This is a genomic window from Mesorhizobium sp. M0136, assembly GCF_040322515.1.
GTDB lineage: Bacteria > Pseudomonadota > Alphaproteobacteria > Rhizobiales > Rhizobiaceae > Mesorhizobium.
In genome coordinates, this window is the sequence record NZ_JAMYTP010000009.1 from 114,106 (window position 1) to 139,512 (window position 25,407).

At 63.5% G+C, this 25,407-nt stretch carries 24 protein-coding genes; 9 read left to right on the top strand and 15 right to left on the bottom strand.

Features of this window, described 5'->3' with window-relative positions:
• Positions 1-26: 26 nt before the first annotated feature.
• From NKJ35_RS13260 to NKJ35_RS13280, 5 genes are all read right to left on the bottom strand, one after another.
• Positions 27-1,145, bottom strand: coding sequence for a redoxin family protein (locus tag NKJ35_RS13260; RefSeq protein ID WP_352647552.1), 1,119 nt, complete (start codon positions 1,143-1,145; stop codon positions 27-29).
• A gap of 72 nt (positions 1,146-1,217) precedes the next feature.
• Positions 1,218-1,814: a VOC family protein gene (locus NKJ35_RS13265; protein ID WP_352647553.1), complete on the bottom strand. Its 597-nt coding sequence runs from the start codon at positions 1,812-1,814 to the stop codon at positions 1,218-1,220.
• A gap of 49 nt (positions 1,815-1,863) precedes the next feature.
• The gene (locus tag NKJ35_RS13270) at positions 1,864-3,198 is read right to left on the bottom strand and encodes an epoxide hydrolase family protein (RefSeq protein ID WP_352647555.1); all 1,335 of its coding nucleotides are present in this window, start codon (positions 3,196-3,198) and stop codon (positions 1,864-1,866) included.
• Entirely contained in the window at positions 3,195-3,623 is a 429-nt protein-coding gene (locus NKJ35_RS13275) for a DUF6130 family protein (RefSeq protein WP_352647557.1), read from the bottom strand. The genes NKJ35_RS13270 and NKJ35_RS13275 overlap by 4 nt, the downstream gene beginning before the upstream one ends.
• An 87-nt stretch (positions 3,624-3,710) precedes the next feature.
• On the bottom strand, positions 3,711-5,072 hold the full coding sequence (locus tag NKJ35_RS13280) for an epoxide hydrolase family protein (RefSeq protein WP_352647559.1): 1,362 nt from the start codon (positions 5,070-5,072) through the stop codon (positions 3,711-3,713).
• 226 nt (positions 5,073-5,298) lie between these two features.
• Between NKJ35_RS13280 and NKJ35_RS13285 the strand changes: the two genes are divergently transcribed.
• Positions 5,299-8,151 carry an ATP-binding protein gene (locus NKJ35_RS13285; protein ID WP_352647560.1) on the top strand — a complete coding sequence of 951 codons (2,853 nt, stop codon included), beginning with the start codon at positions 5,299-5,301 and terminating at the stop codon, positions 8,149-8,151.
• Positions 8,152-8,368: 217 nt separating this feature from the next.
• Here the strand turns inward: NKJ35_RS13285 and NKJ35_RS13290 are convergent, their stop codons facing one another.
• A complete protein-coding gene (locus NKJ35_RS13290; protein ID WP_502904637.1) occupies positions 8,369-10,252 on the bottom strand; it encodes a chloride channel protein in 1,884 nt (627 codons plus the stop codon).
• A 192-nt stretch (positions 10,253-10,444) separates the two neighbouring features.
• On the opposite strand from NKJ35_RS13290, the gene NKJ35_RS13295 reads away from it, so the two are divergent.
• A complete protein-coding gene (locus tag NKJ35_RS13295; RefSeq protein WP_352478267.1) occupies positions 10,445-10,729 on the top strand; it encodes an SCP2 sterol-binding domain-containing protein in 285 nt (94 codons plus the stop codon).
• A gap of 60 nt (positions 10,730-10,789) precedes the next feature.
• Here NKJ35_RS13295 and NKJ35_RS13300 read toward each other — a convergent pair whose 3' ends face one another.
• Both NKJ35_RS13300 and odc2 read right to left on the bottom strand, forming a co-directional pair.
• Positions 10,790-11,353: a GNAT family N-acetyltransferase gene (locus tag NKJ35_RS13300; protein WP_352647729.1), complete on the bottom strand. Its 564-nt coding sequence runs from the start codon at positions 11,351-11,353 to the stop codon at positions 10,790-10,792.
• A gap of 261 nt (positions 11,354-11,614) precedes the next feature.
• Positions 11,615-12,748 (bottom strand): ornithine/lysine decarboxylase, encoded by a 1,134-nt coding sequence (odc2, locus tag NKJ35_RS13305; protein ID WP_352506312.1) that lies wholly within the window; start codon positions 12,746-12,748, stop codon positions 11,615-11,617.
• A 563-nt stretch (positions 12,749-13,311) separates the two neighbouring features.
• Here odc2 and NKJ35_RS13310 point away from each other — a divergent pair.
• The 4 genes from NKJ35_RS13310 to NKJ35_RS13325 all read left to right on the top strand — a co-directional run bounded on the left by NKJ35_RS13310 (position 13,312) and on the right by NKJ35_RS13325 (position 17,318).
• Complete coding sequence (locus NKJ35_RS13310) at positions 13,312-14,511, top strand: amidase (RefSeq protein ID WP_352647564.1); 1,200 nt, start codon at positions 13,312-13,314, stop codon at positions 14,509-14,511.
• Between the two features lies 1 nt (position 14,512).
• The gene (locus tag NKJ35_RS13315; RefSeq protein ID WP_352647566.1) at positions 14,513-15,412 is read left to right on the top strand and encodes a LysR family transcriptional regulator; all 900 of its coding nucleotides are present in this window, start codon (positions 14,513-14,515) and stop codon (positions 15,410-15,412) included.
• Positions 15,413-15,498: 86 nt separating this feature from the next.
• On the top strand, positions 15,499-16,167 hold the full coding sequence (locus NKJ35_RS13320; RefSeq protein ID WP_254816980.1) for a DUF1007 family protein: 669 nt from the start codon (positions 15,499-15,501) through the stop codon (positions 16,165-16,167).
• Positions 16,164-17,318: a nickel/cobalt transporter gene (locus tag NKJ35_RS13325; protein WP_352647731.1), complete on the top strand. Its 1,155-nt coding sequence runs from the start codon at positions 16,164-16,166 to the stop codon at positions 17,316-17,318. Before NKJ35_RS13320 ends, NKJ35_RS13325 begins: the two co-directional genes overlap by 4 nt.
• A gap of 25 nt (positions 17,319-17,343) precedes the next feature.
• Here the strand turns inward: NKJ35_RS13325 and denD are convergent, their stop codons facing one another.
• The 4 genes from denD to NKJ35_RS13345 all read right to left on the bottom strand — a co-directional run bounded on the left by denD (position 17,344) and on the right by NKJ35_RS13345 (position 20,373).
• Positions 17,344-18,321 (bottom strand): D-erythronate dehydrogenase, encoded by a 978-nt coding sequence (denD, locus tag NKJ35_RS13330; RefSeq protein ID WP_352647568.1) that lies wholly within the window; start codon positions 18,319-18,321, stop codon positions 17,344-17,346.
• 1 nt (position 18,322) lies between these two features.
• On the bottom strand, positions 18,323-18,529 hold the full coding sequence (locus NKJ35_RS13335; protein ID WP_352647569.1) for a hypothetical protein: 207 nt from the start codon (positions 18,527-18,529) through the stop codon (positions 18,323-18,325).
• Between the two features lie 62 nt (positions 18,530-18,591).
• On the bottom strand, positions 18,592-19,572 hold the full coding sequence (locus tag NKJ35_RS13340) for a cation diffusion facilitator family transporter (protein ID WP_352647570.1): 981 nt from the start codon (positions 19,570-19,572) through the stop codon (positions 18,592-18,594).
• 114 nt (positions 19,573-19,686) lie between these two features.
• Positions 19,687-20,373, bottom strand: a complete 687-nt coding sequence (locus NKJ35_RS13345) for a GNAT family N-acetyltransferase (protein ID WP_352647573.1) — start codon at positions 20,371-20,373, stop codon at positions 19,687-19,689.
• 82 nt (positions 20,374-20,455) lie between these two features.
• Between NKJ35_RS13345 and NKJ35_RS13350 the strand changes: the two genes are divergently transcribed.
• Entirely contained in the window at positions 20,456-21,640 is a 1,185-nt protein-coding gene (locus tag NKJ35_RS13350; RefSeq protein ID WP_352647575.1) for a pyridoxal phosphate-dependent aminotransferase, read from the top strand.
• A 22-nt stretch (positions 21,641-21,662) separates the two neighbouring features.
• A complete protein-coding gene (locus NKJ35_RS13355) occupies positions 21,663-22,043 on the top strand; it encodes a YciI family protein (protein ID WP_254816974.1) in 381 nt (126 codons plus the stop codon).
• Between the two features lie 20 nt (positions 22,044-22,063).
• Here the strand turns inward: NKJ35_RS13355 and NKJ35_RS13360 are convergent, their stop codons facing one another.
• Positions 22,064-22,819, bottom strand: a complete 756-nt coding sequence (locus NKJ35_RS13360) for an SDR family oxidoreductase (RefSeq protein ID WP_352647577.1) — start codon at positions 22,817-22,819, stop codon at positions 22,064-22,066.
• Positions 22,820-23,041: 222 nt separating this feature from the next.
• The gene (locus NKJ35_RS13365) at positions 23,042-23,788 is read right to left on the bottom strand and encodes a tellurite resistance TerB family protein (protein ID WP_352469546.1); all 747 of its coding nucleotides are present in this window, start codon (positions 23,786-23,788) and stop codon (positions 23,042-23,044) included.
• Positions 23,789-24,065: 277 nt separating this feature from the next.
• On the opposite strand from NKJ35_RS13365, the gene NKJ35_RS13370 reads away from it, so the two are divergent.
• Positions 24,066-24,425 carry a YybH family protein gene (locus NKJ35_RS13370; protein ID WP_352647579.1) on the top strand — a complete coding sequence of 120 codons (360 nt, stop codon included), beginning with the start codon at positions 24,066-24,068 and terminating at the stop codon, positions 24,423-24,425.
• 21 nt (positions 24,426-24,446) lie between these two features.
• On the opposite strand, the gene trhO is transcribed toward NKJ35_RS13370, so the two are convergent.
• Entirely contained in the window at positions 24,447-25,367 is a 921-nt protein-coding gene (gene trhO / locus NKJ35_RS13375) for an oxygen-dependent tRNA uridine(34) hydroxylase TrhO (protein WP_502894196.1), read from the bottom strand.
• Positions 25,368-25,407: the final 40 nt, after the last annotated feature.

The following is a 25,407-nucleotide window of genomic DNA, read 5'->3' on the forward strand; positions in this document are numbered from 1 at the left end:
GGGAACCTCTATCCTTGCGCGGGCGATCAGCCGAACGTGAATGCAAAGACCTCCACGCCTGAGTCGAGAAACTCGATCTCGAACTGCCGATCGATGATGGGTTTCGATTGTCGGATCAGTTGGTACAGGCGCTGCTCTGTCACTGCGCCTTCGCCCTTTTCATTGACGTCGATGCCGTGAGCCGTGCCTGGCGGCTGTCCGTCGATCAGCACGCGAAATCTCACAGACGTTCCCGGCGCTGCCGGACCCATGACCAGATGAAGGTCGCGCGCGTGAAAACGGTACGCGATGCGGCCATCGGACTTGTTCAGTACGGCGGTTTCTTTCCTTACCGTCCAACTGCCAGACAGCCCCCACTCATTCAGGCGTAGTCGCGCCGGCACGTCGTAGATGTGCGGCGCGTCCAAGACCGCTTCATCGGCGGAGGCAAAATTCTGGGTGCGTTCGTAGCCGAGATAATTTTCCAGAGACTTGAGGGTCTCCCAATCGGCCGCGGCTTCGATGCCGCGGGCATCCACCGACACAGGCTCACGGTCGAATCCGCCGGCGCCAGCCTCAGTCAGCAATTCCTGGATGACCATTTCCGACCGTTGGTATGAGCCCTCGCCAAAGTGGTGATACCGGACGCGTCCTCGCGAATCGACGAAATAGAGTGCCGGCCAGTACTGGTTGCTGAAAGCCCGCCATATGAGATGGTCATTGTCGACGGCGATCGGGTAATCGATCCCCAGGTCTTTCACCGCCCGGTGCACGTTGTTCAGGTCTTTTTCGAACGCGAACTCCGGCGCGTGGATTCCGATCACCACCAAACCATGCTTCCGGTATTTCTCGTCCCAGGTCTGAACGTAGGGAAGCGTGCGCAGCCAGTTGATGCAGGTGTAGGTCCAGAAATCGATGAGGACGACCTTGCCATGCAAAGCCGACGGCGTCAGCGGCGGCGAATTTATCCACTCGTTCGCCACGCCAAGCGAAGCAAGCTCGGATTGACCCTCAAACTGGAGGGAGAAAAGTCCGTGAAGAAACGGAACCCTCATCGGTGCGGAGGCTATCGGCTGAGCCACATTCGTGTCTCCCAGAAAACTGGCAATCGGAGCCCCGATTGCCAGTGCGAGCGCCACGGCGACGAGCAGCTTGGTTGCTTTCATCGACGACGCCTTTTCAGTTTCGATCGATATCGCCGCGCAGACGATTCGGCGGCGCGCTGCGCGCTGAATCCTTCAAAGCGGAAGCTCTTTGCCGGCCTGCTCAGCCACCATGTATTCCGCGTACCAGTCCGGCCAGTTCTCATCGCGCTGGCCGCCGTTGCGCTTCTCGTGCTCGCCGTGGGCCTCCGACGCGCGTCGCAGCGCGGCAGCAAGATCCGCTCCGGAAGCGTAGGTCGTGACATTGGAGTCGATCCGGCCGGGAAAGCGGGTGGTGATTTCCTGCAGCAGCCATTCGTTGCCGTCCGGGTCCTTGAACGTCGCGAACGAGGAGTAGCTGCGCCGCTCGGGATCGCGCCCCTTGACCGCCGGCCTGCCGGGACCTGTGCGGTGAAACGCCTCGCTGACCTCGGCGCCGTGGCCAATGAGCTCGACGCGCGCCGCCTCGATGTCCGACACGACAAGATAAAGTCCGCTTGCCGAGCCGGGCGCCGCCGTCGTGATCCCCGTGCCGAAGTGGATCGAGGCAGGCGAGCCCGGAGGTGTGAACTGCACACCCCGGAACGTATCGCCGACGATGAAATCGCCGTCGAGCCGCCAGCCCAGGCCGCTATAAAAGCTCTTGGCGCGATCGACGTCCGAGACGGGGATGACCACGACCTCGAGCTTCATGTCGAGCGCCTGCTTTTTGAGGGTCCCGGTCGCAGTTTCGCGCTTTTCGTCATGGGGCGTTTTCATGGTTTGAGACATTTGTCGTTCCTTTCGAGTGAGGTGGTTGTTTGGTTTGCCGCAGCGGCCTGAACGCGGCGCGCAACTCGGCAGAAAAGAGCTCCGGCTGCTCCCACGCGGCGAAGTGGCCGCCTTTGTCGACCTCATGGAAGTAGATCAGGTTGGGGTAGGCGCGCCGGGCCCAGGTCTCGGGGGCCCGATAGCCTTCGCCCGGAAAGACCGTGATGGCCACCGGCAGCGAGACTTCGCTGGTCTTTTCAGCGCCGGCAAAAACGGGACTGCGCCCGCCGCCGTACTCCCAGTAAATTCGCCCGGACGAGGTGGCGGTGTTCGTCAGCCAGTACAGCGTGATATCGTCCAGCACTTCGTCAGGCGACTTTTCAGGGTCGCTTTTGTCGTAGGTCCAGCCCGAAAAGCCCGGATGTCCGAGCATCCAAGCGGCGAGCCCTGCGGGGGAGTCATTGATGGCGTAACCGATCGTCTGGGGCCGGGTGCCCATCATCGTGGCGTAGGATCTGTTCCCCATCTTGGCGGCCATGCTGAGCGCATCGAACGCCGCGCGCTCCTTGTCCGTGAGCCCCGACGGCGCCGGTCCGCCGGCGGCGAGCACCGCGGCAATCTCTGGCGGTACGACAGCCGGCAGGTTGACATGAATGCCGAGCAGGCCTGCCGGGGCCAGACGTCCCATTGCATTCGAAACGGGAGAGCCCCAGTCGCCGCCCTGGGCGACGTAATCTGTGTAGCCAAGGCGCTTCATCAGCTCTGCCCAGGCTCGTGCAATGCGGTCTGTACCCCAGCCAGTATCTGTGGGTTTGCCGGAGAAGCCGAAACCCGGCAACGACGGCAGTACGAGGTCGAACGCGTCTTCCGGGCTACCGCCATGCGCCGTGGGATCGGTGAGCGGGCCGACGGTCTTGAGCAGTTCGAGCACCGAGCCGGGCCAGCCATGCGTCATGATCAGCGGCAGGGCATTGGGATGTTTCGAGCGAACGTGAATGAAGTGGATTTCCACGCCGTCGATCGTGGTCATGAACTGGGGCAGGGAATTCAGCTTCGCTTCCGCTGTCCGCCAGTCGTAGGCCGTGCCCCAATACTCGACGAGCGGCCTGATCTTCGCGAGCTGTATGCCCTGCGACTGGTCATCGACCGTCTCCCGGTCGGGCCACCGTGTCTGCGCAATGCGACTGCGAAGATCATCGAGCGGCGCTTGCGGCACATAGACTTTGAAGGGCCGGATCGAGCGATCCTCAACCGGGTTGGCGGAGGCGGGCGCGGAAAGGACGCAAAGCCCGAATGCCAGCACGGCCGCCAGTTGGTCGAGCCTCATGGCTGCACCGTCTTGTCCGGAGTGTGGAACGTCACCGTTTGTTTGGTGAAGACTTTGCCTTCTGGATCCACCACCTCGATCAGCACCATGTGCTGGCCGCTTGGCATTCCCACCAAGATGATGGTGTTGCTCTGACCGTAGTCCGCCCACGCCCAAGGCAGGTCGTCGACGGTGACGTGCAGATGCCCGACCCGCGGAGACACGTTGCGCGCGGCCGCCCCGCCCACAGGCAGGATGCGCAAGTTCTCCACCCGGTACGGGATGAACACGACGCCGCCGGCCAGCGGACCCGGAAGCGGCGGCTCCACGATCAGCTTGGGTGCGGGCTCGTTGTCGATGGGAACGACTGTACTCTGGGCAAACGCGCCCGTGGCGAGCACGGTGCAAGCCGCGAGTGCGGCGAGCGTCTTGATGAGAGGGTTCATTGCAGTCGCTCCCTTCGGAGGTTCGCTACGCAGCTATCGCTGGGCGGAAGATGACGCGCGTCCGGCGCGCCATCCCCCGCCAACACGTCATGTCTGCAACGTCTTGAATGTTGCGCGCACCTCATCGGTGAAACTCTTCGGCTGCTCCCAGGCGGCGAAATGGCAGCCCTTGTCCGTGCGGCCATAGTGCAGAAGCTTCGGGAACGCGCGTTCGGTCCAACTCTTCGGTGCGGTGTAGATTTCGCTGGGGTTCGCAGTCGCACCGACTGGAATTGTGATGCCCTTGGCGTCGAAGAAGCCAGCCTTCGCCGTTTGCGTATGTTCCCAATAGAGACGCGCCGACGAGATCGCCGTGTTCGTCAGCCAGTAGAACGTGATGTTGTCGAGGATGTCGTCGCGGGTAAGGCCCTCCGGCTCTCCATCGAAGGAACGGGCGATCAGCGCATAACTGTCCGCATCGTGATCGAGGATCCACGCCGCCAGGCCGGCCGGTGAATCGACGATCCCGTAGAGAGTTTGCGGACGAAGAGCCATCTCGTTGGCGTAGCCCAGGCCGTTTTTGTAGAAGAACGCTACCTGCTCGTAGGCACGCTTCTCGTCGGGGCCAAGATCAGCGGGGGGCGGACCGCCGGAGGCTAGCGCCTTCACGATCTCCGGCGGAATGGTCCCCGGCATATTCGTGTGGATGGCGACCAGCTCGGGAGGTGCGATCAGGGCCATCTGTTCCGTGATGAGTGCTCCCCAATCGCCGCCCTGCGCGACGTAGCGGTCGTAGCCGAGGCGTTTCATCAGCACGATCCACGCCCGCGCGATGCGCCCCGGATCCCAACCGGTTTCGGTGGGCTTGCCGGAAAAGCCGTAGCCCGGCATCGACGGGATCACCACGTCGAACGCGTCGGCCGCGGTACCGCCGTGCGCAGTGGGATTGGTGAACGGATCGATGATCTTCAGGAGTTCGATGACCGAACCGGGCCAGCCATGCGTGATGATGACAGGCAGTGCGCCCCGATGTTTCGATTTCACGTGGATGAAGTGGATGTCGAGGCCGTCGATCTCGGTGACGAAATTCGGCAGCGCCTTCAACCGCGCCTCGCATTTGCTCCAATCATATTCCGTTCCCCAGTACTGCATGAGCTTCTGCATTGTGGCGAGTTGCACGCCCTGCGTTGGCCCTACAGTTGCTGGGGTCGACCAGATCCGCCGGGACGCCTCGTCGGAGACGAGTTCGCGCTCGGGCCAGCGCGTGGCGGCGATGCGCCGGCGAAGCTCGGTGAGCTCCTCCTGCGGGAAGCTAACGGTGAAGGGGCGGATGCCATCGCTGGTTGATGCGGCGGCCTTGTGTGACGGGAGCAGGCTCGCGGCGCCGGCGGCGGCAATGCCGGCCGCCGCAGTGCCCAAAAGTCGCCGGCGATCCTGGTCGATTGCTTCTGAGGTTCTGGTCGTGTCCATGGGTCTCTCCTGGGTTGATGGGTTTGCGATCTACGGTAGCTTGAACTACGCCCAGGAGGCGGGATTAGCCCGTTATGCGTCGTGAGCTTGTGTTAGCCGCTGCCAGCCTGCCGCTTTTTCGAGCAGATAGGAGGGGCCAGACAGTGGAGACTCCCTATGGTGCGGGAGCGTTCCTTGACTTAAACTGAGGCGCTGGGTGCAGGCGGCTCCCAAAAGAAGAGACGCCATGACGATAACGGCAAGTCAGGCCAAAGACAGATTGTCGTTTGGCCCTTTCTGCTTGGCTGCGGGTGAAAGGCTCCTGACAAGAGAGGGCGCTCCCGTAGAGCTGGGCTCGCGCGCCCTTGAAATTCTCATCGTCCTGACTTCCGCGCCGAATGAAGTCGTCAGCAAGAAGGATCTGATGTCGCGGGTCTGGCCCGATGTGGTTGTCGAGGAAGGCAGCCTGCGGTTCCACATGACCGGGCTGCGCAAGGCGCTGGGCGATGGAAAGGATGGCGCGCGTTACATCGCGACGCTTCCGGGGCGCGGCTATTGCTTCGTTGCACCGGTCTCGCGATCAAGCACACACGACGAAGCCCCATTCATCGCCGCTGGGTTTCCGCATGCGAATCTTCCAAACCGCTTGAGCAGAATGGTCGGGCGGGATGAGGACGTTCTCAAGCTGTCGGCGCAGCTGAATGCTTCGCGGTTCGTCACCATCGTTGGCGCCGGCGGTGTCGGTAAAACCACCGTCGCGATCGCAGTCGGGCATCATCTGATCGACGCATTTTATGGGGCAGTTCTGTTCGTCGATCTGGGAATGATCGGTGATCCCGGTCTGGTGACGACAGCCGTCGCCTCGATGCTTGGGCTGTCCGTTCAAACAGAAGATGCCACGCCCAACCTAATCGCTTACTTGCGCAACAAGCGGATTCTCTTGATCCTCGATACCTGTGAGCATCTCTTGGATGCGGTGGCGCCTTTGGCAGCAAGCATCGTCGATGCGACGTCACAGGTCCACATTCTGGCAACGAGCCGCGAGGTGCTTCGGGTTGAGGGCGAGCATATCTATCGATTGGATGCGCTTGCCTATCCGCCCGACGAACCTGGACTAACGGCGGCCATTGTCCAGACCTTCCCGGCCACCCAACTGTTCGTCGAACGAGCGGTGGCAGGCGGCGCTCGTTTGGACGTCAGCGATGCGGAAGCCCTGCTCATCGCAAGCATCTGTCGAAAGCTCGACGGCGTGGCGCTCTCCATCGAACTGGCGGCCAGGCGCGTCGAATCCTATGGGCTGCAACAGACCGCCGCGCTTCTTGATCAACGCCTGACACTGCTGTGGCTCGGTTCGCGGACCGCGCCGCCGCGTCAGCAAACCCTGCAGGCGACACTAGACTGGAGCTTGGGGCTCCTGACCGACCTTGAGCGCGTGGTGCTTCGCAGGCTCGCTGTATTCGTCGGTCATTTCACGCTCGATGCTGCACTGGAGGTGGTGACGAGCGCGACCCTCGACCGATCGACCGTCCTTGGCGCCATGGACAGTCTTGTCGCCAAATCGATCGTGGCGACGCGTCCGGTCGGAGCAATGATGCGCTACAGGCTCCTCGATACGACGCGCGCCTACGTTCTCGACATCCCGATCGATGACGCCGAGGCTGCCGATCTGGCAGTGCGCCACGCCGCCTACTATCGGAGATGGCTGGAGCAGACCGGGATCGAGTGGCCAAGCCTGGCGACCGGTGAGGAGCGGGCGCCTCACTTCGCCGCCATCAACAATGTCCGGGCTGCCTTGGAATGGTGCTTCGGCGACAGCGGAAACGCCGACATCGGCGTCGGACTCGCCACCGCTGTCGCGCCGGTTTTCCTGGCAATGTCCTTGTTGCCGGAGTGTCATCGCTGGTCTGAAAGAGCAATATTCGCTTTCGACGATGCCGCCCGCGGCGGACTTGACGAGATGCATCTTCAGGCAGCCCTCGGCGTGTCCTTCATGTTCATGCGGGGAGGACGCGACAGGGCGCGCGTAGCTCTGGAGAGGAGCCTGGCGATCGCCGAGGAGCGCGGCGATCCGCTGGACCGGGTGCGTCTGTTGGGTCCGCTCAACATGTTCCATCTGCGGACGGGCAATTTCGCAACCGCCCTTGAGTTTGCAAGGCGTTGTTCAGCCACAGCCGCGACCTTGGACGACTCGGTCGCCAGCGCGCTGGCACACTCGATCCTGGGCATCTCGCTCCACCTGCGAGGCGACCTCGCGCAGGCCCGCGCAGAGCTGGAGGCGGCGCTCGACCGTGGGCCGCGCTCCCAGCGGACCACGACGATCTATCTGGGGTTCGAAGGCAAAATCCTGGCCAGGGCCATCCTGGCGAGGAACCTTTGGCTACAAGGCCATCCGGATCAAGCCATGGCACACGCCCGACAGGCCGTCGAAGAGGCTGCCGCCATGGATCATTCTCTAACGTTGGCGATCGCGTTGATCTGGGCGATATCGGTCTTCCTTTGGACCGGCGACCTGAAGAGCGCCGAGGCGTACATAGATATGCTCATCGCTCGCGCGGAATCCCATTCCATGACTCCTTACCTGCTGGTCGGTCGGGGCTTCAAAAGCGAAGTCGCGATCCGTCACGGCGATGCAAAAAGCGGCGTCGAGGGCCTGCAGACATCTCTTCAGAAGCTCCACGCGGCGCCTTATGAATTGCTCACGACGCCGCTCAATCTCTCGCTAGTTAGGGGACTGTCCGCGACCGGTCAGGTTGATGAAGCCATTGCGTTGATCGACGAGTCGCTTGCTCAAGTCGAACAGAACGGCGATCAATTGTACCTCCCGGAGTTGCTCCGGATGAAGGGAAGCCTCCTTCTCCAGTCGGAGCGCAACCGTGATGAAGCTGCCGCCTACCTCATGCAGGCACTGGAGTTGAGCCGAAGTCAGCGCGCACGGGCATGGGAGTTGCGAACCGCAACCGACATGGCGACGCTGATGGCCGGGCGAAGGGAGGCGGATAGCGCTCGCGAGCTCTTGCAACCAGTCGTGGAGCATTTCGTTGAGGGCCAGGACACTGCGGATGTTAAGGCTGCCGAGCACCTTCTAGCTACGCTGAGGTAGCAATCGTCAACGAAACTTCTTTCACTGATGATGACCTCTGCTTTGGGAGTAAAGTTGCTTGGCCTGTGAATTTCGTGATGGCCGCTTTTGGCGAAGGAACGGCGCTGTCGTAGTGACCGGAATTGGGCGCAAAGCGGCCGGTCATGCCAGCCGGGGGGGATAACCGGGACAACCGGCTCACTACCATCGATGACCAAGAGTTGGCCTGTCACGTGCGCTACCCCTCGCCGGACAGATCGCGCCGCGCCTTGTCGAGTTCTTCGGCATAGCGCCGCATCAGATGGCCTTCGGTCAGCAGCCCGACCACCTTGCGATCGGTGAAATCCTCGACCACCGCCAACTCCTCGGCGCCGGCGCGCTGGAAGGTCTCTGCCGCCGACTGCACGTTCATGCTCGGCACCAGCACCGCATCCCTGAATTTGGCGAAGGACTTAACCAGCATCTCGTCATCCGACAAATGGCTGTGCAATTCGGCGACGATCAGCACGCCGGCATAATGCAGGTCGGCGTCGACCGCGATGACGCGCTGCGAGGCACCGAGTGGCACCTGCTTGCGGAATTGTGCAAGCGTCGTCGAGGCGTCGATGGTGCGGACATCCTTTCGCATCATCGAGCCGACGGTCAGGCTGCGCATCCAGCCGACATCATGGGCGCTGCGGATGGTCTCGCCGCGCAGGTGAAAGCGCCATGTCGAGAAGGAATAGCCGAACGTTTCGCGCACCAGGATCGCCGCCATCAGCGAGGCGGCCAGCACCACGCCGGTCAGCGTCAGGTCACGGGTCGATTCCAGCGCCAGGAAGGTCATCGTCAACGGGCCGCCGACGACGCCTACGGCCAGCGAGGTCATGCCGACGACGGCGGCGACGGCCGGGTCGATGCCGGTCGCCGGCGAGACGAATGCCATAGCGCCGGCAAACATCTTGCCGAGCAGCGCGCCGAGGAACAGCGAGGCAAAGAACAGGCCGCCTCGGAAGCCGGAGCCGAGCGAGATCGCCGACGCCGCCAGCTTCAGCACGAAGACGCTGGCCACCGCGGCCAGCCCGTAATTCATCGCGAATTCGCGGTGCAGCGCGCCATGGCCGCTGGACAGGACCTGTGGCGTGACCAGGCCCATCAGCCCGACCATCACGCCGCCGATAGCTGGCCGCAGCGAGGCGTCGATCGACAGCCGGGCAAAGACGCGCTCGATCATGCTCACCAGATGCATGATGGCGATGGAAGCGCCGCCCCCCAGAAGCCCGAGCAGCATGAACGGCAAATACTGGCTGACGGTGAGCGCCGGCAGACCGGCGAGCTCCAGCGGAAACGGCACGCCGCCGAACATCTCGGCGGTCAGCGAGGCTGAGATCGCGGCGGCCATTACCGGCGCGACATTGGCGACCGAGTAGATGCCGATGACCAGCTCGAACCCGTAGAAGGCGCCGGTCAGCGGCGCGTCGAAAGCGGCGGCGATCGCGCCGGCGGCACCGCAGCCGACCAGGATGCGGACATCGTTGCGGCGCAGCCTGAACAAGCGCGCCAGCCGCGACGCCAGGCCCGAACCCACCTGCGTATAGCCGGCCTCGAGCCCGACCGAAGCGCCGAAGCCGCTCGAGATCATCGTCTGCCCGGCGATGATGAAGGTATCGGTCAGCGACATGCGGCCGCCGTAAAGTGCATTGGCTTCGATCGGATCGACCGGCGTGCGGAACTTCCGCTTTCTCAGCCAGATCACCGTCAGCCCGAGCAGGATGCCGCCGATGACCGGTATCAGCGCCTGCTCCGGCCTTTGCAGCGAAAACATCGCCGAAAGCCGACCGCCGGGCTGAACGCCGAACATAAGCCCATGCAGGACCTGCACCAGTCCGCTCATGCCGGTGACCAGCGCACCCGCCATCATCCCGACCAGGGCCGCCAGAATGACCACGGCAATGCCGCGTGCCTCGAGCAGCGGGATAGATCTGATCAGCACCGCGCGCAACCGGCGGGCATAGACTTGCGGTTCGTTTCTGGGCGGTTCTTTTCTGGAAAGCACCGGGCGGCTCGCCGATATCCAAGGGGGAGTGGTGCCTGATACGCCCGGCGGCATCGCATGGCAACATGAGCGCCCCCAAGGTGTCATGCCCGCGTGATGCTGCGGCGATAAAGCCCATCTTCATCTCGGGGAGCCGCGTTGACGTAAACGTCAACCCGAAGCTATATGCGCCGGCGACCGTGATCGCGAAATGCGCAAGACGGCGACTTCGGCCAGATCGAAGAGTCCCGGGTCGAAGTGCCAATGTGCGACAAACGCAATGAGACGAGGAGAACCGCCATGGGCGTTCAGGAAATTGCCGACAAGATCAGCGCGCGCGTGGCGAGTGCCGGGTTCGATCGCTCCGTGAAGTTCGACACCGGCAGCGACGGCGTCATCGTCATCGACGGCGCCGATGTCTCGACCACCGATGCGCCGGCCGATTGCACGATAAAGCTGTCACTCGACGATCTGGACTCGCTGATCTCAGGCGATCTCAACCCGACCATGGCCTTCATGTCCGGCAAGATAAAGGTCGAAGGCGACATGAGCGTCGCCATGGCGCTCAGCCAGCTGATCGGCTGATCCACTCCGGTCCGGGATGAAAACAAGCCGCCGTGCAATGGGCGGCTTGTTTCTGATCCGTCACGCAGCGAGCGGCAGCCGCTGTGCCTTCAGTTTGCGCCCGGCCGCCTTCAGCGTGCCTTGCGCGCCGTCGAGCGCGCCTTCCACCAGTTCCAGCGCCAGCAAGCGGTGCCGCTCGTAAGGGCCCGGCATGGCCAGCGAGCCGGTCTTTGCGGCCGAAAACCCGAAGCGCTCGTAATAGGGCGCGTCGCCGACCAGCAGGATCGCCGCATGGCCAAGCCGCTCGGCCTCAGTGACGGCATGGCGCATCAGCGCCGAGCCGATGCCGGCATTTTTCAGCGCCGGATCGACCGCAAGCGGACCGAGCAGCAGCGCTGCCTTGCCGCCCTCGCCCAGCGCCACGTCCCACAGCCGCACGGTGCCGGCAACAGTGCCCGACGCGTCGCGCGCGACAAAGGCCAGCCCCTCCGAAGGCCGGCGGCCGCGCCGCAGCTTTTCCGACGACTTTTTCCGGCGCTTCGGTCCCATGGCGCGATCGAGCAAAGCCTCGCGCGATGCAATATCTGCCGCAGTTTCGGCGACGATCGCAAAAGCGCCGGTTATCTCCCCCCTTGAGGGGGAGATGTCGCCGAAGGCGACAGAGGGGGTTGCCGCGCGTGAAGCGCTGGCCCCGCACAGTCCAAGAGAGGTCGACGCAGCCGAACCGACCCCCTCTGGCCGCTTCGCGGCCATCTCCCCCTCAAGGGGGGAGACCAGCCAGGCGCCTTCAACAATGAAATCTACAATGTCCATTTCCGCGATCCTTCACGAGCGGAGATCTGTTCCACAGGCGAACCCGGGCAGGCGAAAGGCGCCCACCTCGGGGTGATCTGAGGGCCGAAGCCTTCAGATCACGTAGGATCGGAGAGGCTCGAAGCCGTTGAAGGCGACCGAGGCGTAGGTCGTCGTGTAGGCGCCGGTGCCCTCGATCAGCACCTCGTCGCCGATGGTCAGTGACAAGGGCAGCGGATACGGCGTCTTTTCATACATCACGTCGGCCGAATCGCAGGTCGGGCCGGCGAGCACGCAAGGCGCGGTCTCGCTGCCGTCATGCGCGGTGACGATCGGATAGCGGATCGCCTCGTCCATTGTCTCGGCGAGACCGCCGAACTTGCCGATGTCGAGGAACACCCAGCGCACATTGTCGTTGTCGGCCTTCTTCGAGATCAGCACGACCTCCGATTTGATCACCCCGGCATTGCCGACCATGCCGCGGCCCGGCTCGATGATCGTCTCGGGGATGGCGTTGCCGAAATGCTTCCTGAGCGCCGAGAAGATCGCCTGGCCATAGGCCTGAGCCACCGGCACATCCCTGAGATAGCGGGTCGGGAAGCCGCCGCCCATATTGACCATCTTCAGCACGATGCCTTCGTCGGCCAGCGTCGCGAACACCTTCTTGGCATCGGCGAGCGCGCGATCCCAGGCAGTCAGGTCGGTCTGCTGCGAGCCGACATGGAACGACACGCCATGGGCGTCGAGGCCGAGCGCCTTGGCATGGCGCAGCACGTCGACCGCCATCGCCGGCACACAGCCGAACTTGCGCGACAGCGGCCATTCGGCGCCCTCGCCGTCGGTCAGGACGCGGCAGAACACACGGGCGCCGGGAGCAGCACGTGCGATCTTCTCGACTTCCTCGACGCAGTCCACCGCAAACAGCCGGATGCCGAGCTGGTAGGCGCGCTGGATGTCGCGCTCCTTCTTGATGGTGTTGCCGAAGGAGATGCGGTCCGCCGGCGCACCGGCGTCCATCGCCATCTCGACTTCGGCAACGGAAGCGGTGTCGAAGGACGAGCCCATCGCAGCAAGCAGGCGCAGGATTTCCGGCGCCGGATTTGCTTTCACCGCATAGTAGATCTTGGAATCGGGAAGCGCCTTCTCGAAGGCGCGGAAATTGTCGCGCACGACATCGAGGTCGACGACGAGGCACGGGCCGTTTGGACGTCGGGTGGCGAGAAAGTCAAGGATGCGCTGGGTAGCCATCGGGTCTCTCCATCAGCGCCTTTCGGCGCGCACAAAGGCTTGCGGACGCAGGCTCTCGGCCTCGCGAACACGCGGTGGACAAAGGCGGGACGTCAAATCCATGGAACCAGCCGGTGGAGACCCCGGAACCATGAAGCGCCGTCTCGCGGCGGTGAACCTTGGCCTTGCCCGGCCTCGGTTCGCTTTGTCTGCCTTGGCTTGGATGGGAGACCCGTCCGCACTGCCGGCAATGAAGGTGTGCCTCTTCAGTAACCCCGGTCTTTGGACGACCGGCAGAACACCAGAAAGGCCCGCACCGTCGTTGCTTCAAGGTGTCCTCGGTTGGCGGTTGGCCGCTAAACCGACTGGAGGGGTTGGCTCCAGTTACCTTACCGATTGCCCTCACCATTCGAGGATCGGCGGACACCCACAGGCACGTGCGACTTTGGGCAAGCGCGATATAAGATCGAAAGATTTCACAATCAATAAAAATCGTATGGCAGGTTGTAAAATTTGTGGCATCGAACAATGCTGCGGCAACCAGAAGAAAAATGCTGCGGCAAGCACATCCGGATATCGAACGCATGACAGGCACTCGCGGCCCGCTGAACGCTTTTCTCGACCTTGATCCAATCCCTGTAGCCAATGCGCAATCCGGCCCGCTTGCCGGCTTGCGGCTGGCCGTCAAGGACATCTTCGACGTCGCCGGCTACCGCACCGGCTGCGGCAACCCGCAGAAGTACCGGGACGCTTCACCGGCGATGGCGACCGCGCCGGCCGTCCAGGCGCTGCTTGATTCGGGGGCGCGCTTCGTCGGCAAGACGCAGACCGACGAACTCGCATTTTCCCTGCTTGGGTTGAACGCGCATTTCCCGCCGCCCGTCAACCCGACAGCACCCGACCGCGTCACCGGCGGCTCGTCCTCTGGTTCTGCCGCGGCAGTCGCCGGCGGGCTGGCCGACATTGCAACCGGATCGGACACCGGCGGCTCGATCCGAGCGCCGGCAAGCTTCTGCGGCCTGATCGGCCTGAGGACGACGCATGGCCGCATCTCGCTCGACGGCGCCATGCCGCTGGCGCCTTCGCTGGACACGTTCGGCTGGTTCGCAAGCGACATCGTCATCTACGAAAAGGTCGGCACGCTGCTGCTCGGCGACGATCCGCATCGCCACGAACTGAGGCGCCCCATCGCCCTCGATGCGCTGGACGGCCTCGTGCTCGGCACGCTGGAAGCTGCGGAATATCGCTCGATGATCCGCAGTGTCGCGTCCGTGCTGGGCGCTCCGCGCACCGTCGGCCCGCTGTCGCATTCCACCGACGACCTCTATTGGTGCTTCCGCAAGCTGCAAGGCTATGAAGCCTGGCAAAGTCACGGCGCCTGGATCGCCGGCGGCGACCGCATGCTCGGACCCGGTGTCAAGGAGCGTTTCGAGCATGGCGCGACCATCGGCGCGGCAACCGCGCATCGCGAAAGGGAACGGCGCGTTTCGGTTCGCCTCGAGCTTGCCGGCCTGCTTGGCGAGGACGGCGTTCTTGTGCTGCCGACCGCTCCGGGTGCCGCGCCGCTCAAGGCCGCGTCATTCGACGATTTGCAGGCCTATCGCGAGCGCGCGCTGAGATTGCTGTGTCTTTCCGGCCTGTCTGGCTTTCCGCAGATCACGCTGCCGCTCGGCAAGGTCGACGGGGCGCCGTTCGGGCTTTCGCTGCTCGGTCCGAAGAACAGCGACCGGCAGTTGATTGCGCTGGCCGCCCGCATCCTTTCAGGCCACCAAGGAGGCGCATGACATGGATACGCTGACCCGCATGCGCGCCTTCATCGACGTGGTCGAGGCCGAAGGCTTTTCGGCGGCGGCGCGCAAGATCGGCCGCTCCAAGGCGCTGCTGTCAAAATATGTGCGCGAACTGGAGGACGAACTCGGCGCGCTGCTGCTCAACCGGACCACCAGGCAGTTCTCCCTGACCGAGGCGGGCCACACCTATTACCGGCGCGCCTCGGAGATCGTGCGCGAGGTCGACAGCCTTGCCGATGCGGTGCGCGAATCCTCCGGCGACGTGCGCGGCAGGATCAAGCTATCGGCGCCGCGCACTTTCGCCGACGCGCCGATCGGCCAGTCGCTGATCGACTTCGCCAAGCAGCATCCCGATATCATACTCGACGTTCAACTCGACGACCGTTTCGTCGATCTGGTCGAGGAGGGCTTCGATCTGGCGGTGCGCATTTCGCGGCTGGAAAATTCCTCGTTGATCGCCAGGCGCCTGGCGCCGTTTTCGGTGCGGCTTTGCGCGTCTCCCGAACTGATCGCCAAGCACGGCATGCCGGTCAGGCCGCAGGATCTGGCCCGTGTGCCTTGCATTATCGACACCAATGGCCGCTGGTTGACCAACTGGCCTTTCAAGGGCGACAGTGGCGATACGGTGAGTGTTTCGGTCTCCGGCCCGATGGAGGTCAACAGCCCGATGACGGCAAGGGCGGCCGCCGTGGCGGGCTTGGGGTTTTCCATCCTGCCGGATTTCATCGCCGCGCCCGACATCGAAAGCGGCAAGCTGGTGACTGCGCTGGATGACCGCATCCTGCCCGGCGGCGGCATTTTCGCCGTCTATCCGCACCGGCGCTATCTGCCTGCGAAAGTTCGCGTTTTCGTCGACTTCCTGGTGCAGTGGTTCAAGGCGCTGGACAGCGCATGAGCTTTCAGCCGCCTTGCGGTCCCATTTTCGCCCCCTTTCTGGTAACTGTCGGCAATTCACCGAAGCCGATTGAATCGCAACCGAGAATGCACCTGAAACAGCAAGCCATCATGCTGGCTTCGGCCTTGACCGCGACGTTTGCCGCCGTCGGACCGGCTGAGGTGCATCCCCACGTCTTCGCCGAAGCCCGCCTCGAAGTGGTCCTGGGCCCGGATCACCAAACTGTGAAGGCATTGCGCCATGTCTGGCGGTTCGACGATTTGTTTTCGAGCACGGTGATGATGGAGTTCGACAAGAATTCCGACCTGAAGCTCGACGACAAGGAGCTGAAGGATGTTGCCGACACCGTCCATGCCTCGCTTGCCGAATTCAACTACTTCCAGCTCGTCACCGTCGACGGCAAGGACGTGGCAATGACCCCGCCGCCGCATCTGATGGCCAATTTCGATAATGACCAGCTGATCATCCTGTTTGAATCCGAACCGAAGGTGCCGATCAAACTGAGCGGCAAGATAGATATCGGCGTCTACGATCCGACCTTCTACACCGCGATCGATTTCACCGAGGATGCCAATCTGCAGGTCGATGGCTTGCCGCCGGCCTGCACCAGCAAGGTTGTCCGCCCCAACCCGGACGAGGCGATCGCCGAGAACCAGAAGACCCTGACCGAGGCCTTCTTCAACGATCCGACAGGCACCGACATGAGCAAGATCTTTGCCACCAAGCTCGAACTGACCTGTCAGCCGGAAGGATAGATCCAGTGGCGAAACCGTCCCTGCGTTTGGCATTCGGTCTTCTGGCCGCCGCCTTTGTGATGACGCACTTTCTCGGCTCCGCCCACGCCCAGAGTTCGCTGGGCATCGGCACCAATGACGGCATGGCTCCAACCGCCACCGGCCCGTTCGCCCACATCCTGATGTGGATCAATCTGCGCCAGCAGGAATTCTATCATGCGCTTGCCGGCGCGATGAAGGCGATGCGCCAGGATGGCAGCAGGCTGTGGCTGCTCATCGGCCTGTCCTTTGCCTATGGCATTTTCCACGCCGCCGGCCCCGGTCACGGCAAGGCGGTGATCTCGTCCTACATGGTGGCCAATGAGGTGGCGCTCAAGCGCGGCATCATGCTGTCCTTCGTCTCGGCCCTGCTGCAGGCGCTGACTGCGATCGTGGTGATGCTGCTCGCCTATTTCGTGTTGCGCGGCACCGCGATATCGATGACCGACGCCGCATGGTTCCTCGAAATCATGAGCTATGTCTTCGTCACCCTGTTCGGCGCCTGGCTGCTTTGGCGCAAGGCCGGCCCGGCCATCCTTCGCCTGTTCGGCGCAAGCCCCGGCTACAGCCTCTCGGCTGCCCATGCCGGCCATTCACATGCCGGCCATTCACATTCCGCGCATGCCCATGCGGCACATTCCCACGCGCTTCATGCACATGACGATCACGACCATGCGCACGACCATCATGACCACGGCGCACACGACCACGCCCATGCTGCGCACGATCACCACAGCCATGCGGCGGGCGAGGTCTGCGAGACCTGCGGCCACTCGCATGCGCCCGACCCGGCGCTGCTTTCCGGCGATCGCTTCGATTGGCGCACGGCCTGGTCGGCTGTCGCTGCCGTCGGCATCCGCCCCTGCTCCGGCGCGCTGATCGTGCTGAGCTTCGCCTTGCTGAACGGGCTATGGTTCGGCGGCATCCTGTCGGTGCTGGCCATGGCCCTCGGCACCGCAATCACCGTCTCGGCTCTGGCGACGATTGCGGTGACCGCGAAGAACTGGGCGGTGTATTTTGCCGGCGACGGCCGCATGGGCAACCGCATCCATTCCTTCGTCGAGATCGGCGGCGCCGCCTTCGTCTTCCTGTTCGGACTGCTGCTGCTTTCGGCCAGCCTGACTGGCGCCTGACCTCGTTGCGTCCGATCGGGGCGCTTTAACTAGGGATATTGCCGCCCAACTCGTCCTCGATATGGACGCGTATGATCTCGTCGAAGTTCGTTTCGGCGGCAAAGCCAAGCTCCCTCGAGCGCCGCGCCTCGAAGCGGGTCGGCCAGCCCTTGACGATCGCCCAGATCGTCTCGTCGGGTTCCTCGCGGATCAGTTTGACCGCCTTGGCGCCGGCGACACGTTCCAGCGCTTCGATCTGCTCGCCGACACTGACGGCGACGCCCGGCATCGTCAGGTTGCGGCGCGGTCCGACGGCGGCACCGTCGATCTGAGCCGCATGGATCAGGAAATTCACCGCCGAACGCGGGCTGGCGTGTGTGTGGACGACGGAGCGCGGCACCGGCAGGATCGCTTCATGGCCGCTCAGCGGCTCGCGGATGATGCCGGAGAAGAACCCCGAGGCCGCCTTGTTCGGCTTTCCCGGCCTGACGCAGATGGTCGGCAGCCTGATGCCGATGCCGTCGAAGAAACCGCGCCGCGTATAGTCGGCAAGCAGCGCCTCGCCGATCAGCTTCTGCGTGCCATAGGAGGTCAGCGGCGTCGGGTGGAACTCGTCCGGAATGACGTCGGGAAACGGTGCGCCGAACACGGCGATCGACGAGGTAAAGACGACGCGCGGCGCAAATCCCGCCAGCCTTATGGCATCGAACAGCGCCCTTGTGCCGTCGAGATTGACGCGGTAGCCGAGATCGAAATTGGCCTCCGCCTCGCCCGACACCACGCCGGCGAGATGAAAGATCACGTCGGGGCGCAGCGCGACCAGATTTGCGGTCGCTCCCGGTGCGGCAAGGTCGCCGGTGTGGGGGGTAATGCTGACACCTTCGAGCACCGGCGCTTGCGGCGGCACTATATCGTGAAGATCGAGCGCGGCGATCTTGCGGCCGCCGAGCGCCCCGTCCTTGGCCAACCTGGCGATGAGTTTGCGGCCGACCATGCCTGCCGCGCCGGTAATCAGAATGCGCATGTCACTTTCCCTTTTTGCGCTGGCTGCGGCTACGCAGCCAGAACACGACGAAGATTGCCACCATGAAGATCGCCGCGACGATGCCGGCAAGAACCGTCGAGATCTTGCCGACCGCCAGCATCACTGTTGGAAGATTATAGGCTGCGATGCCGAACAGCAGCAAAACCCAGGCGGCGCCGATCGCCGCATTGCGGGTGTCGCGGTCCATCACGCGGCGCCAGGGCGGCGAGAGTTCATGTCGATCGTTGCCAATGCCCAGAACTCCCGAAGTCAGTGATAATGGCCGCGGTGCGGTGCCGTGTCATGCGCATGCTCGTGCTCATCATGCTCATGTCTGTCTGCACATTGACCGAATTCCGGTTCGACCGTGGCATGGGCTATGCCATGTTCCGCCGCAAGCCGCTTCTTGATCGCGCTTACCGCCATATGCGCGTCGACGCCGTCGTTGAGGCAGGCATGCAACGTCGCCATGTTGCTGGAGCCGTCGAGCGACCAGACATGCATGTGATGCACCTCGCGCACGCCCTTGATCGAGCCTTCGATGTCCCTCGCGATCAGGTCGCGGTCGAGGCTTGCAGGCACGCCTTCGAGCAGGACGTGCGCAGCCTCGCGCATCAGCGACCAGGCCGTGGACAGGATCAGCAGCGAGACCAGGACCGACAGGATCGGATCGATAGGTGTCCAGCCCGTCGCCAGGATCACCAGCGCCGCGACGATCGCCGCCGCCGAGCCGAGCAGATCGCCCAGCACATGCAAAATGGCGCCGCGCATATTCAGGCTGCCGCGGTCGCCGCCGTGCAGCACGTAGAACGAGCCGAGATTGACCAGCAGGCCGGCGATCGCGACGACCAGCATCGGCCCGCCGAGCACCGGAGCCGGCGCTAGCAAGCGGCCCCAAGCCTCGTAGACGATCCACAGCGCAATGGCGAAGATGGCGATGCCGTTGGTGTAGGCGACCAGCGTCTTGACCCGGCCGAAGCCGTAGGTGAGGCGCACGGTCGCCGGCCGGCTCGCAAGATGAAAGGCATACCAGGCCAGGCCGAGCGCGACGCAATCGGCAAGCATATGGCCGGCATCCGCCAGCAGCGCCAATGAGCCGGTGAAGATGGCGCCCAGCGTCTCCGCAACCATGAAGCCGGCGGTCAAGCAAGCAGCGATCAGCACGCGCTTCTTGTCGGTCGAGCCGTGCACATCACCTGCGCCATGGCTGTGGTCGTGGCCCTGCGCAGCATGGTCGTGGGTATGCGCCATCTATGAGCTCCTGCTAGAGCCTGATCCATCCCGGCAGACTCGGGACGGAGGCTCTGTCTTCATGTTTGACCATGATCTTATCCGAAAACCGGCGTCCACTTTTCGGGATCATGGTCAGGCGCCGAACTCAGCGCGAAAATCCTCGAGCCGTCGCTTCTGCCGGCCGTCGCCCTCGAAATTGGCCGGATCGAGCCATGCCTCATAGGCTCTGCGCAATGCCGGCCACTCCTTGTCGATGATCGAGTACCACGCGGTATCGCGGTTTTCGCCCTTGACCACAAGATGCTGGCGGAAAATGCCCTCGAACTTGAAGCCGAAACGTTCCGCCGCGCGCTTCGACGGCTCGTTGCGGTTGTTGCATTTCCATTCGTAGCGGCGATAGCCAAGCTCATCGAAGATGTATTTCATGAACAGGAACTGCGCTTCCGTCGCCGCCGGCTTACGCGAGATCAGCGGACCCCAATAGATGTTGCCGATCTCGATCACGCCATAGGCGGCGTCGATGCGCATCAGCGTCTGGCGTCCGGCAATTTTTCCGCTGGCCTTGTCGATGACGGTGAAGAACAGCGGGTCCTCGCTGGCTTCGGCCTTGTCCAGCCAAGGCTGGAAGGCGGCACGGGTCTGCGGTGGGTAGTCGGGCAGCCAGGCGAAGCGGCCATCTATGTCGGGCACCGAAGATGCTTCAAACAAGCCGTCGCCGTGCTTTTCAGCGTTGAGCGGTTCAAGCCTGACAGTTCGTCCCTCCAGCACCTTGCGTTCCGGCCGCGGGCGCGGTTGCCAATTCTTGAGATTTTCCGACACGCGAAGCTCCGATCCGTTGACTTTTTCGGGCGGACGCTCACAAAAACGCACGCTCGCTGAAAGAACCACACGGACGGGAAAAATGCTCCACACGATTTCGGCCTTCGACCGCCTCGGCGAGGAAAATGCGTTCGCGGTGCTGGCGCGCGCCACGGCACTTGCCCATCAAGGCCGCGACATCGTCAATCTCGGCATCGGCCAGCCCGACTTCAAGACGCCGCAGCATATCGTCGAGGCGGCGATCAAGGCGCTGCGCGACGGCCATCACGGCTATACGCCGGCCAACGGCCTGCTGGCGACGCGCGAAGCGGTGGTACGCCGCACACTGGCCACCACCGGCGTCGAAGTCTCGCCGGAAGCGGTGATGATCCTGCCCGGCGGCAAGCCGACAATGTTCGCGGCGATCCTGATGTTCGGCGAGCCGGGCGCCGAAATTCTCTATCCTGATCCCGGCTTTCCGATCTACCGCTCGATGATCGAGTTCACTGGCGCTGCCCCCATCCCGGTCCCGATGCGCGAGGAGAACGGCTTTGCCTTTTCGGCTGCGGAGACACTGGCGCTGATCACCCCGAAGACCAGGCTGCTGATCCTCAACTCGCCCGCCAACCCGACCGGCGGCGTCACCCCCCGAGCCGAGATCGAGAAGCTGGTCAGGGGCCTGGCAGCACACCCGGACGTCGCCATCCTCTCCGACGAGATCTACGACGTGATGACCTATGACGGCGAGACGCACTGTTCGCTGCTCACCTTCCCCGAAATCCGTAATCGGCTGATCGTCCTCAACGGCTGGTCGAAGACCTGGGCGATGACCGGCTGGCGCATGGGCTGGTCGATCTGGCCGAACGGCGACAAGGGCGCGCATCTCTATGACAAGGTGCGCAAGCTGGCGGTCAATTGCTGGTCCTGCGTCAACGCGCCGAGCCAGTATGCCGGCATAGCCGCCATCGACGGCCCGCAGGACGACGTCGACAAGATGATGCGCGCCTTCGACCGCCGCAGGAAGGTCGTGGTTGAGGGGTTGAATGCCTTGCCGGGCGTTTCATGCATCACGCCGAAAGGCGCCTTCTATGCCTTTCCCAATGTTTCCAAGACCGGCTGGAAGGCCAAGAAGCTCGCCTCGGCGCTGCTCGAGGATGCCGGCGTGGCGCTGATCGGCGGCCCCGACTTCGGCATTCTCGGCGAAGGCTATGTCAGGCTGTCCTACGCGAATTCCGAAGAGAACATCCTGCGCGCGCTGGAGCGGATCGAGGCGTTCCTGGCGAAGTGAGGACGACGAAAGGAGACGCCAGATGTTCTATGCCATTCTTGCCTATCACGAGGAAGAAGCGATCACGGCGCTGACGCCTGAGCAGGATGCGGCGCTGATGACCGATCTTCTCCAGATCAACGATCGGCTCTACCGTCAAGGCACCCTTGGGCCTGCGGCCCGGCTCGGCGCGACACAAGACGCCTGCACCTTGCGCGGGCCAGGCACCGGAATGGTTATCGACGGCCCCTTCGCCGAGACCAAGGAACAATTGCTGGGACTCTATGTTGTCGACTGTGCCAACCGTGACGCCGCTATCGACATTGCGCGCGACCTTCGCCGCGTCAATCCGACCGCCGTCTACGAAATCCGCCCGATTTCGCTATATTTACCCGGCGTGCCGCTTCCGGTCACCCGGCCCTGATTTCACCGGGTGAGACTAATTTAGCCCCGCCCGACAAATGGCATCTTCGTCGCCATCACGGTCATGAACAGCACGTTGGCGTCGAGCGGCAGGCTGGCCATATGGAGGACCGCATCGGCGACGCGCTCGACATCCATCACCGCTTCGGCGGCAATGGTGCCGTTGGCTTGCGGCACGCCGACCGTCATCGCTTGCGCCATGTCGGTCAGCGCGTTGCCGATGTCGATCTGGCCGCAAGCAATGTCGAAGGGCCTGCCGTCCAGCGCCAGCGTCTTGGTCAGCCCGGTGATGGCGTGCTTGGTCGCCGTATAGGGCGCCGAGCCCGGTCGTGGCGCATAGGCCGATACCGAGCCGTTGTTGATGATGCGGCCGCCCATCGGCTGCTGCCTGCGCATGGCGCCGAACGCGGCGCGAGCACACAGGAACGAGCCGGTGAGATTGACCCCGACGATGTCGTTCCACACTTCGACCGGGATGTCGTCGATCAATGTCGATTTGTAGCTCGTGCCGGCATTGTTGAAGAGCAGGTCGACGCGCCCGAAAGCCGCAGCCACCGTCTCGAACAGATCGTCGACCTGATCGGCCTTGCTGATGTCGCAGGCGAAGGTCAATGCCTTGGCCTGCGTCGGCCCGGCCGCGGCGATCGCATCCTCCAGCACCGGCTTGCGGCGACCGCAGAAGACCGTGTTCCAGCCGGCCTTGAGCAGCGCTGTGGCGACGCTCTTGCCGATGCCCGTGCCGGCGCCGGTGACGATGGCGGTTTTATAGTCGGTCATGGCTGTACTCCCTGAAAGGGATGAGCCATCGCAAATGGCGGGAAACATGGCAAGCCGGCCCAAAGCCTGTGCTCACAAAAAGGGCGGCCGTTGGCGACCGCCGCTGATCCGAACCGGGCATGGGAGGAGGAAAGCCGATCCGACTGCCTGAAATCATGCGCTTCCGCGGTTAACGAGAAGCTAACGCCAACGGCGCCGAGTTCCCAGGCTTCCTCTTTCGAGCTACCAGCGCGAGCCTGCGACCGGCTTGGCTGTGCTGCCCGCTGCCGGCACCTTCGCCGCCGTCACCGTCGCCTCGACATGGTCGACCAGTGCATCCGGCAGGCCGAGACGGCCGGCAAGCAGGTCGAGATAGCCGCGTTCGGCCCGCGTGTCCGGATCGATGGCAAGACGCGAGGCGGTGTAGAGTTCCAGCTTTTGTGCATCGGTCTTGGCCCCGGCGATCAGCACATCCAGATCGAGCGGCGCCTCCAGTTCCGACATCAGGAATTTCTCCGCTTCGGCGCCGACGCCGGCGAGGCTGAGTTTGCCGGCGATCTTCTGCCGCTCTTCGTCATCGACGTGGCCGTCGGCCTTCGCCGCCGAGATCATCGCCCTGACCAGCGTCAGCGTGAATTCGTCTTCACCCTGCGGCGCCTGCGACGGATGGAAGGCGGTATCGGCCGGCGGCGGCAGCAATTCCGGTTCGCCTGCAGCTTGCGTCTCGGCCGGCGCGTTGCCGTTCTTGTAGTTCTGGTAGGCCTTGTAGGCGAGGCCGCCAATCGCAGCCAACCCACCAAGCTTCACCGCCGCACCGGTGACCTGACGGCCTGGGCCGGTTCCGAGCAGCACCGCGGCGAGCGCACCGGCGGCAAGCGGATTGTCCTTGGCCATCTGCACCGCCTGCCCGGCCTTGTCGCGGACGGTCGATCCGGTGCCAGGAATTTGCGAGCCGAGCAGATCGTCGAGGAGCTTCTTGGGATCGAACATCTATGCCTCCAGAATTGGCCCGGCCGAAGGTGCGCGGGCAGGTTTGGACGTCGAAGACCTAGGTCCCGCAGTTTGACATTACAATGACGGGTGCATCCTTTTACCCGCTGCCACGCATGACCCCGCACCGACATCTGCTGGGATTTCACGCGGAACTCAAAGTGCTGCAGCCTCCTGCCGCGCCCAAAAAAACACGCGGCGCTGTGGACATGGGATGTGTCGAAACCGCCCTCGACTTCGGGTAGTGTCGCGGCATGTCGCTTGGAAGGAGCCTGGCATGACCGATGACACAGACCGCCAGCCGGCACGCGACCCCCAGGAACTGGAGCGCCTGCTGATTTCACGGCAATGGATCGGAGACATTGACGGCATGGCCGCGCTTTTCGAGCCGCATGCAGTCATCGACAGCGGTGGCGGACAGCTGACGTTCGGCCGCGAAGCCATCCGGGCGCTGTTCGCGGAGATCGCCGCAACCGGCCGAAAATTTCAATCCGGAGATCAGCGTCCGGCTGTCATCAATGGCGACCTGGCGCTCACCTCGACCCGGCTTCCCGACGGCACGATCACCACCGAGGTCGCGCGCCAGCAGAACGACGGGACATGGCTGTGGGTCATCGATCGCTTCTCTGTTGCTTGACGTGAAGTTGCTTCACGTGAGCTAACTTCCGATGTGGCGGGCGCCGCGTGCTTGCGCCAACTCGACCTGGCGCTGGCGCTCGGCGTAACGGGCGCGATCTTCGTCCGAGCGGGCATCGAAGCAATGCGGGCATGAAACGCCGGTAGCATATCTCGGCGACAGCCGGTCTTCCGCGGCTAGCGGATGCCGACAGGCGCGGCAGAGTTCGGCCTCGCCTTCGACCAGCCCGTGCGATACCGAAACGCGCTCGTCGAAGACGAAGCATTCGCCTTGCCAGAGGCTCTGTTCTGCGGGCACATCCTCGAGATATTTCAGAATGCCGCCCTTGAGGTGGAACACATGCTCCAAACCGAGCGACTTCACATAGGCCGTCGCCTTCTCGCAGCGTATGCCGCCGGTGCAGAACATGGCGACCTTGCGCCCGTCGAGTTCATGCCGATGCTGCTCGACCCAGGTCGGGAATTCGCGGAAGCTGGTGGTGGCGGGATCGACAGCGCCCTTGAAGGTGCCGAGCGACACCTCGTAAGCGTTACGCGTGTCGATGACGATGGTGTCCGTATCCGAGATCAGTGCGTTCCAGTCGGCCGGCGCGACATAGGTGCCTGCACCTGCCGCCGGATCGATATTGTCCACGCCCATGGTGACGATCTCGCGCTTCAACCGCACCTTCATGCGGTGGAACGGCATCGTTGCGGCGCTGCTGAATTTGATCTCGAGGCCGGCGAGACCGTCGATGGATTCGAGATGATCGATGAGCGCGGCGATTGCCGTTTCACTGCCGGCGACCGTGCCGTTGATGCCCTCACGCGCCAACAGCAGCGTGCCTTTGATGCCCCGCGCGCAGCAGAAGGCAGCAAGCGGCGCGCGCAGCACCTCGAAGGTGTCGAGCCGGGCGAAGCGGTAAAGCGCGGCAACGCGGAAGGCTTGGCTGGGCAGTGTCATCACCAAGCCACTAAACGCTCACGACAGCCGGATCAAGGCA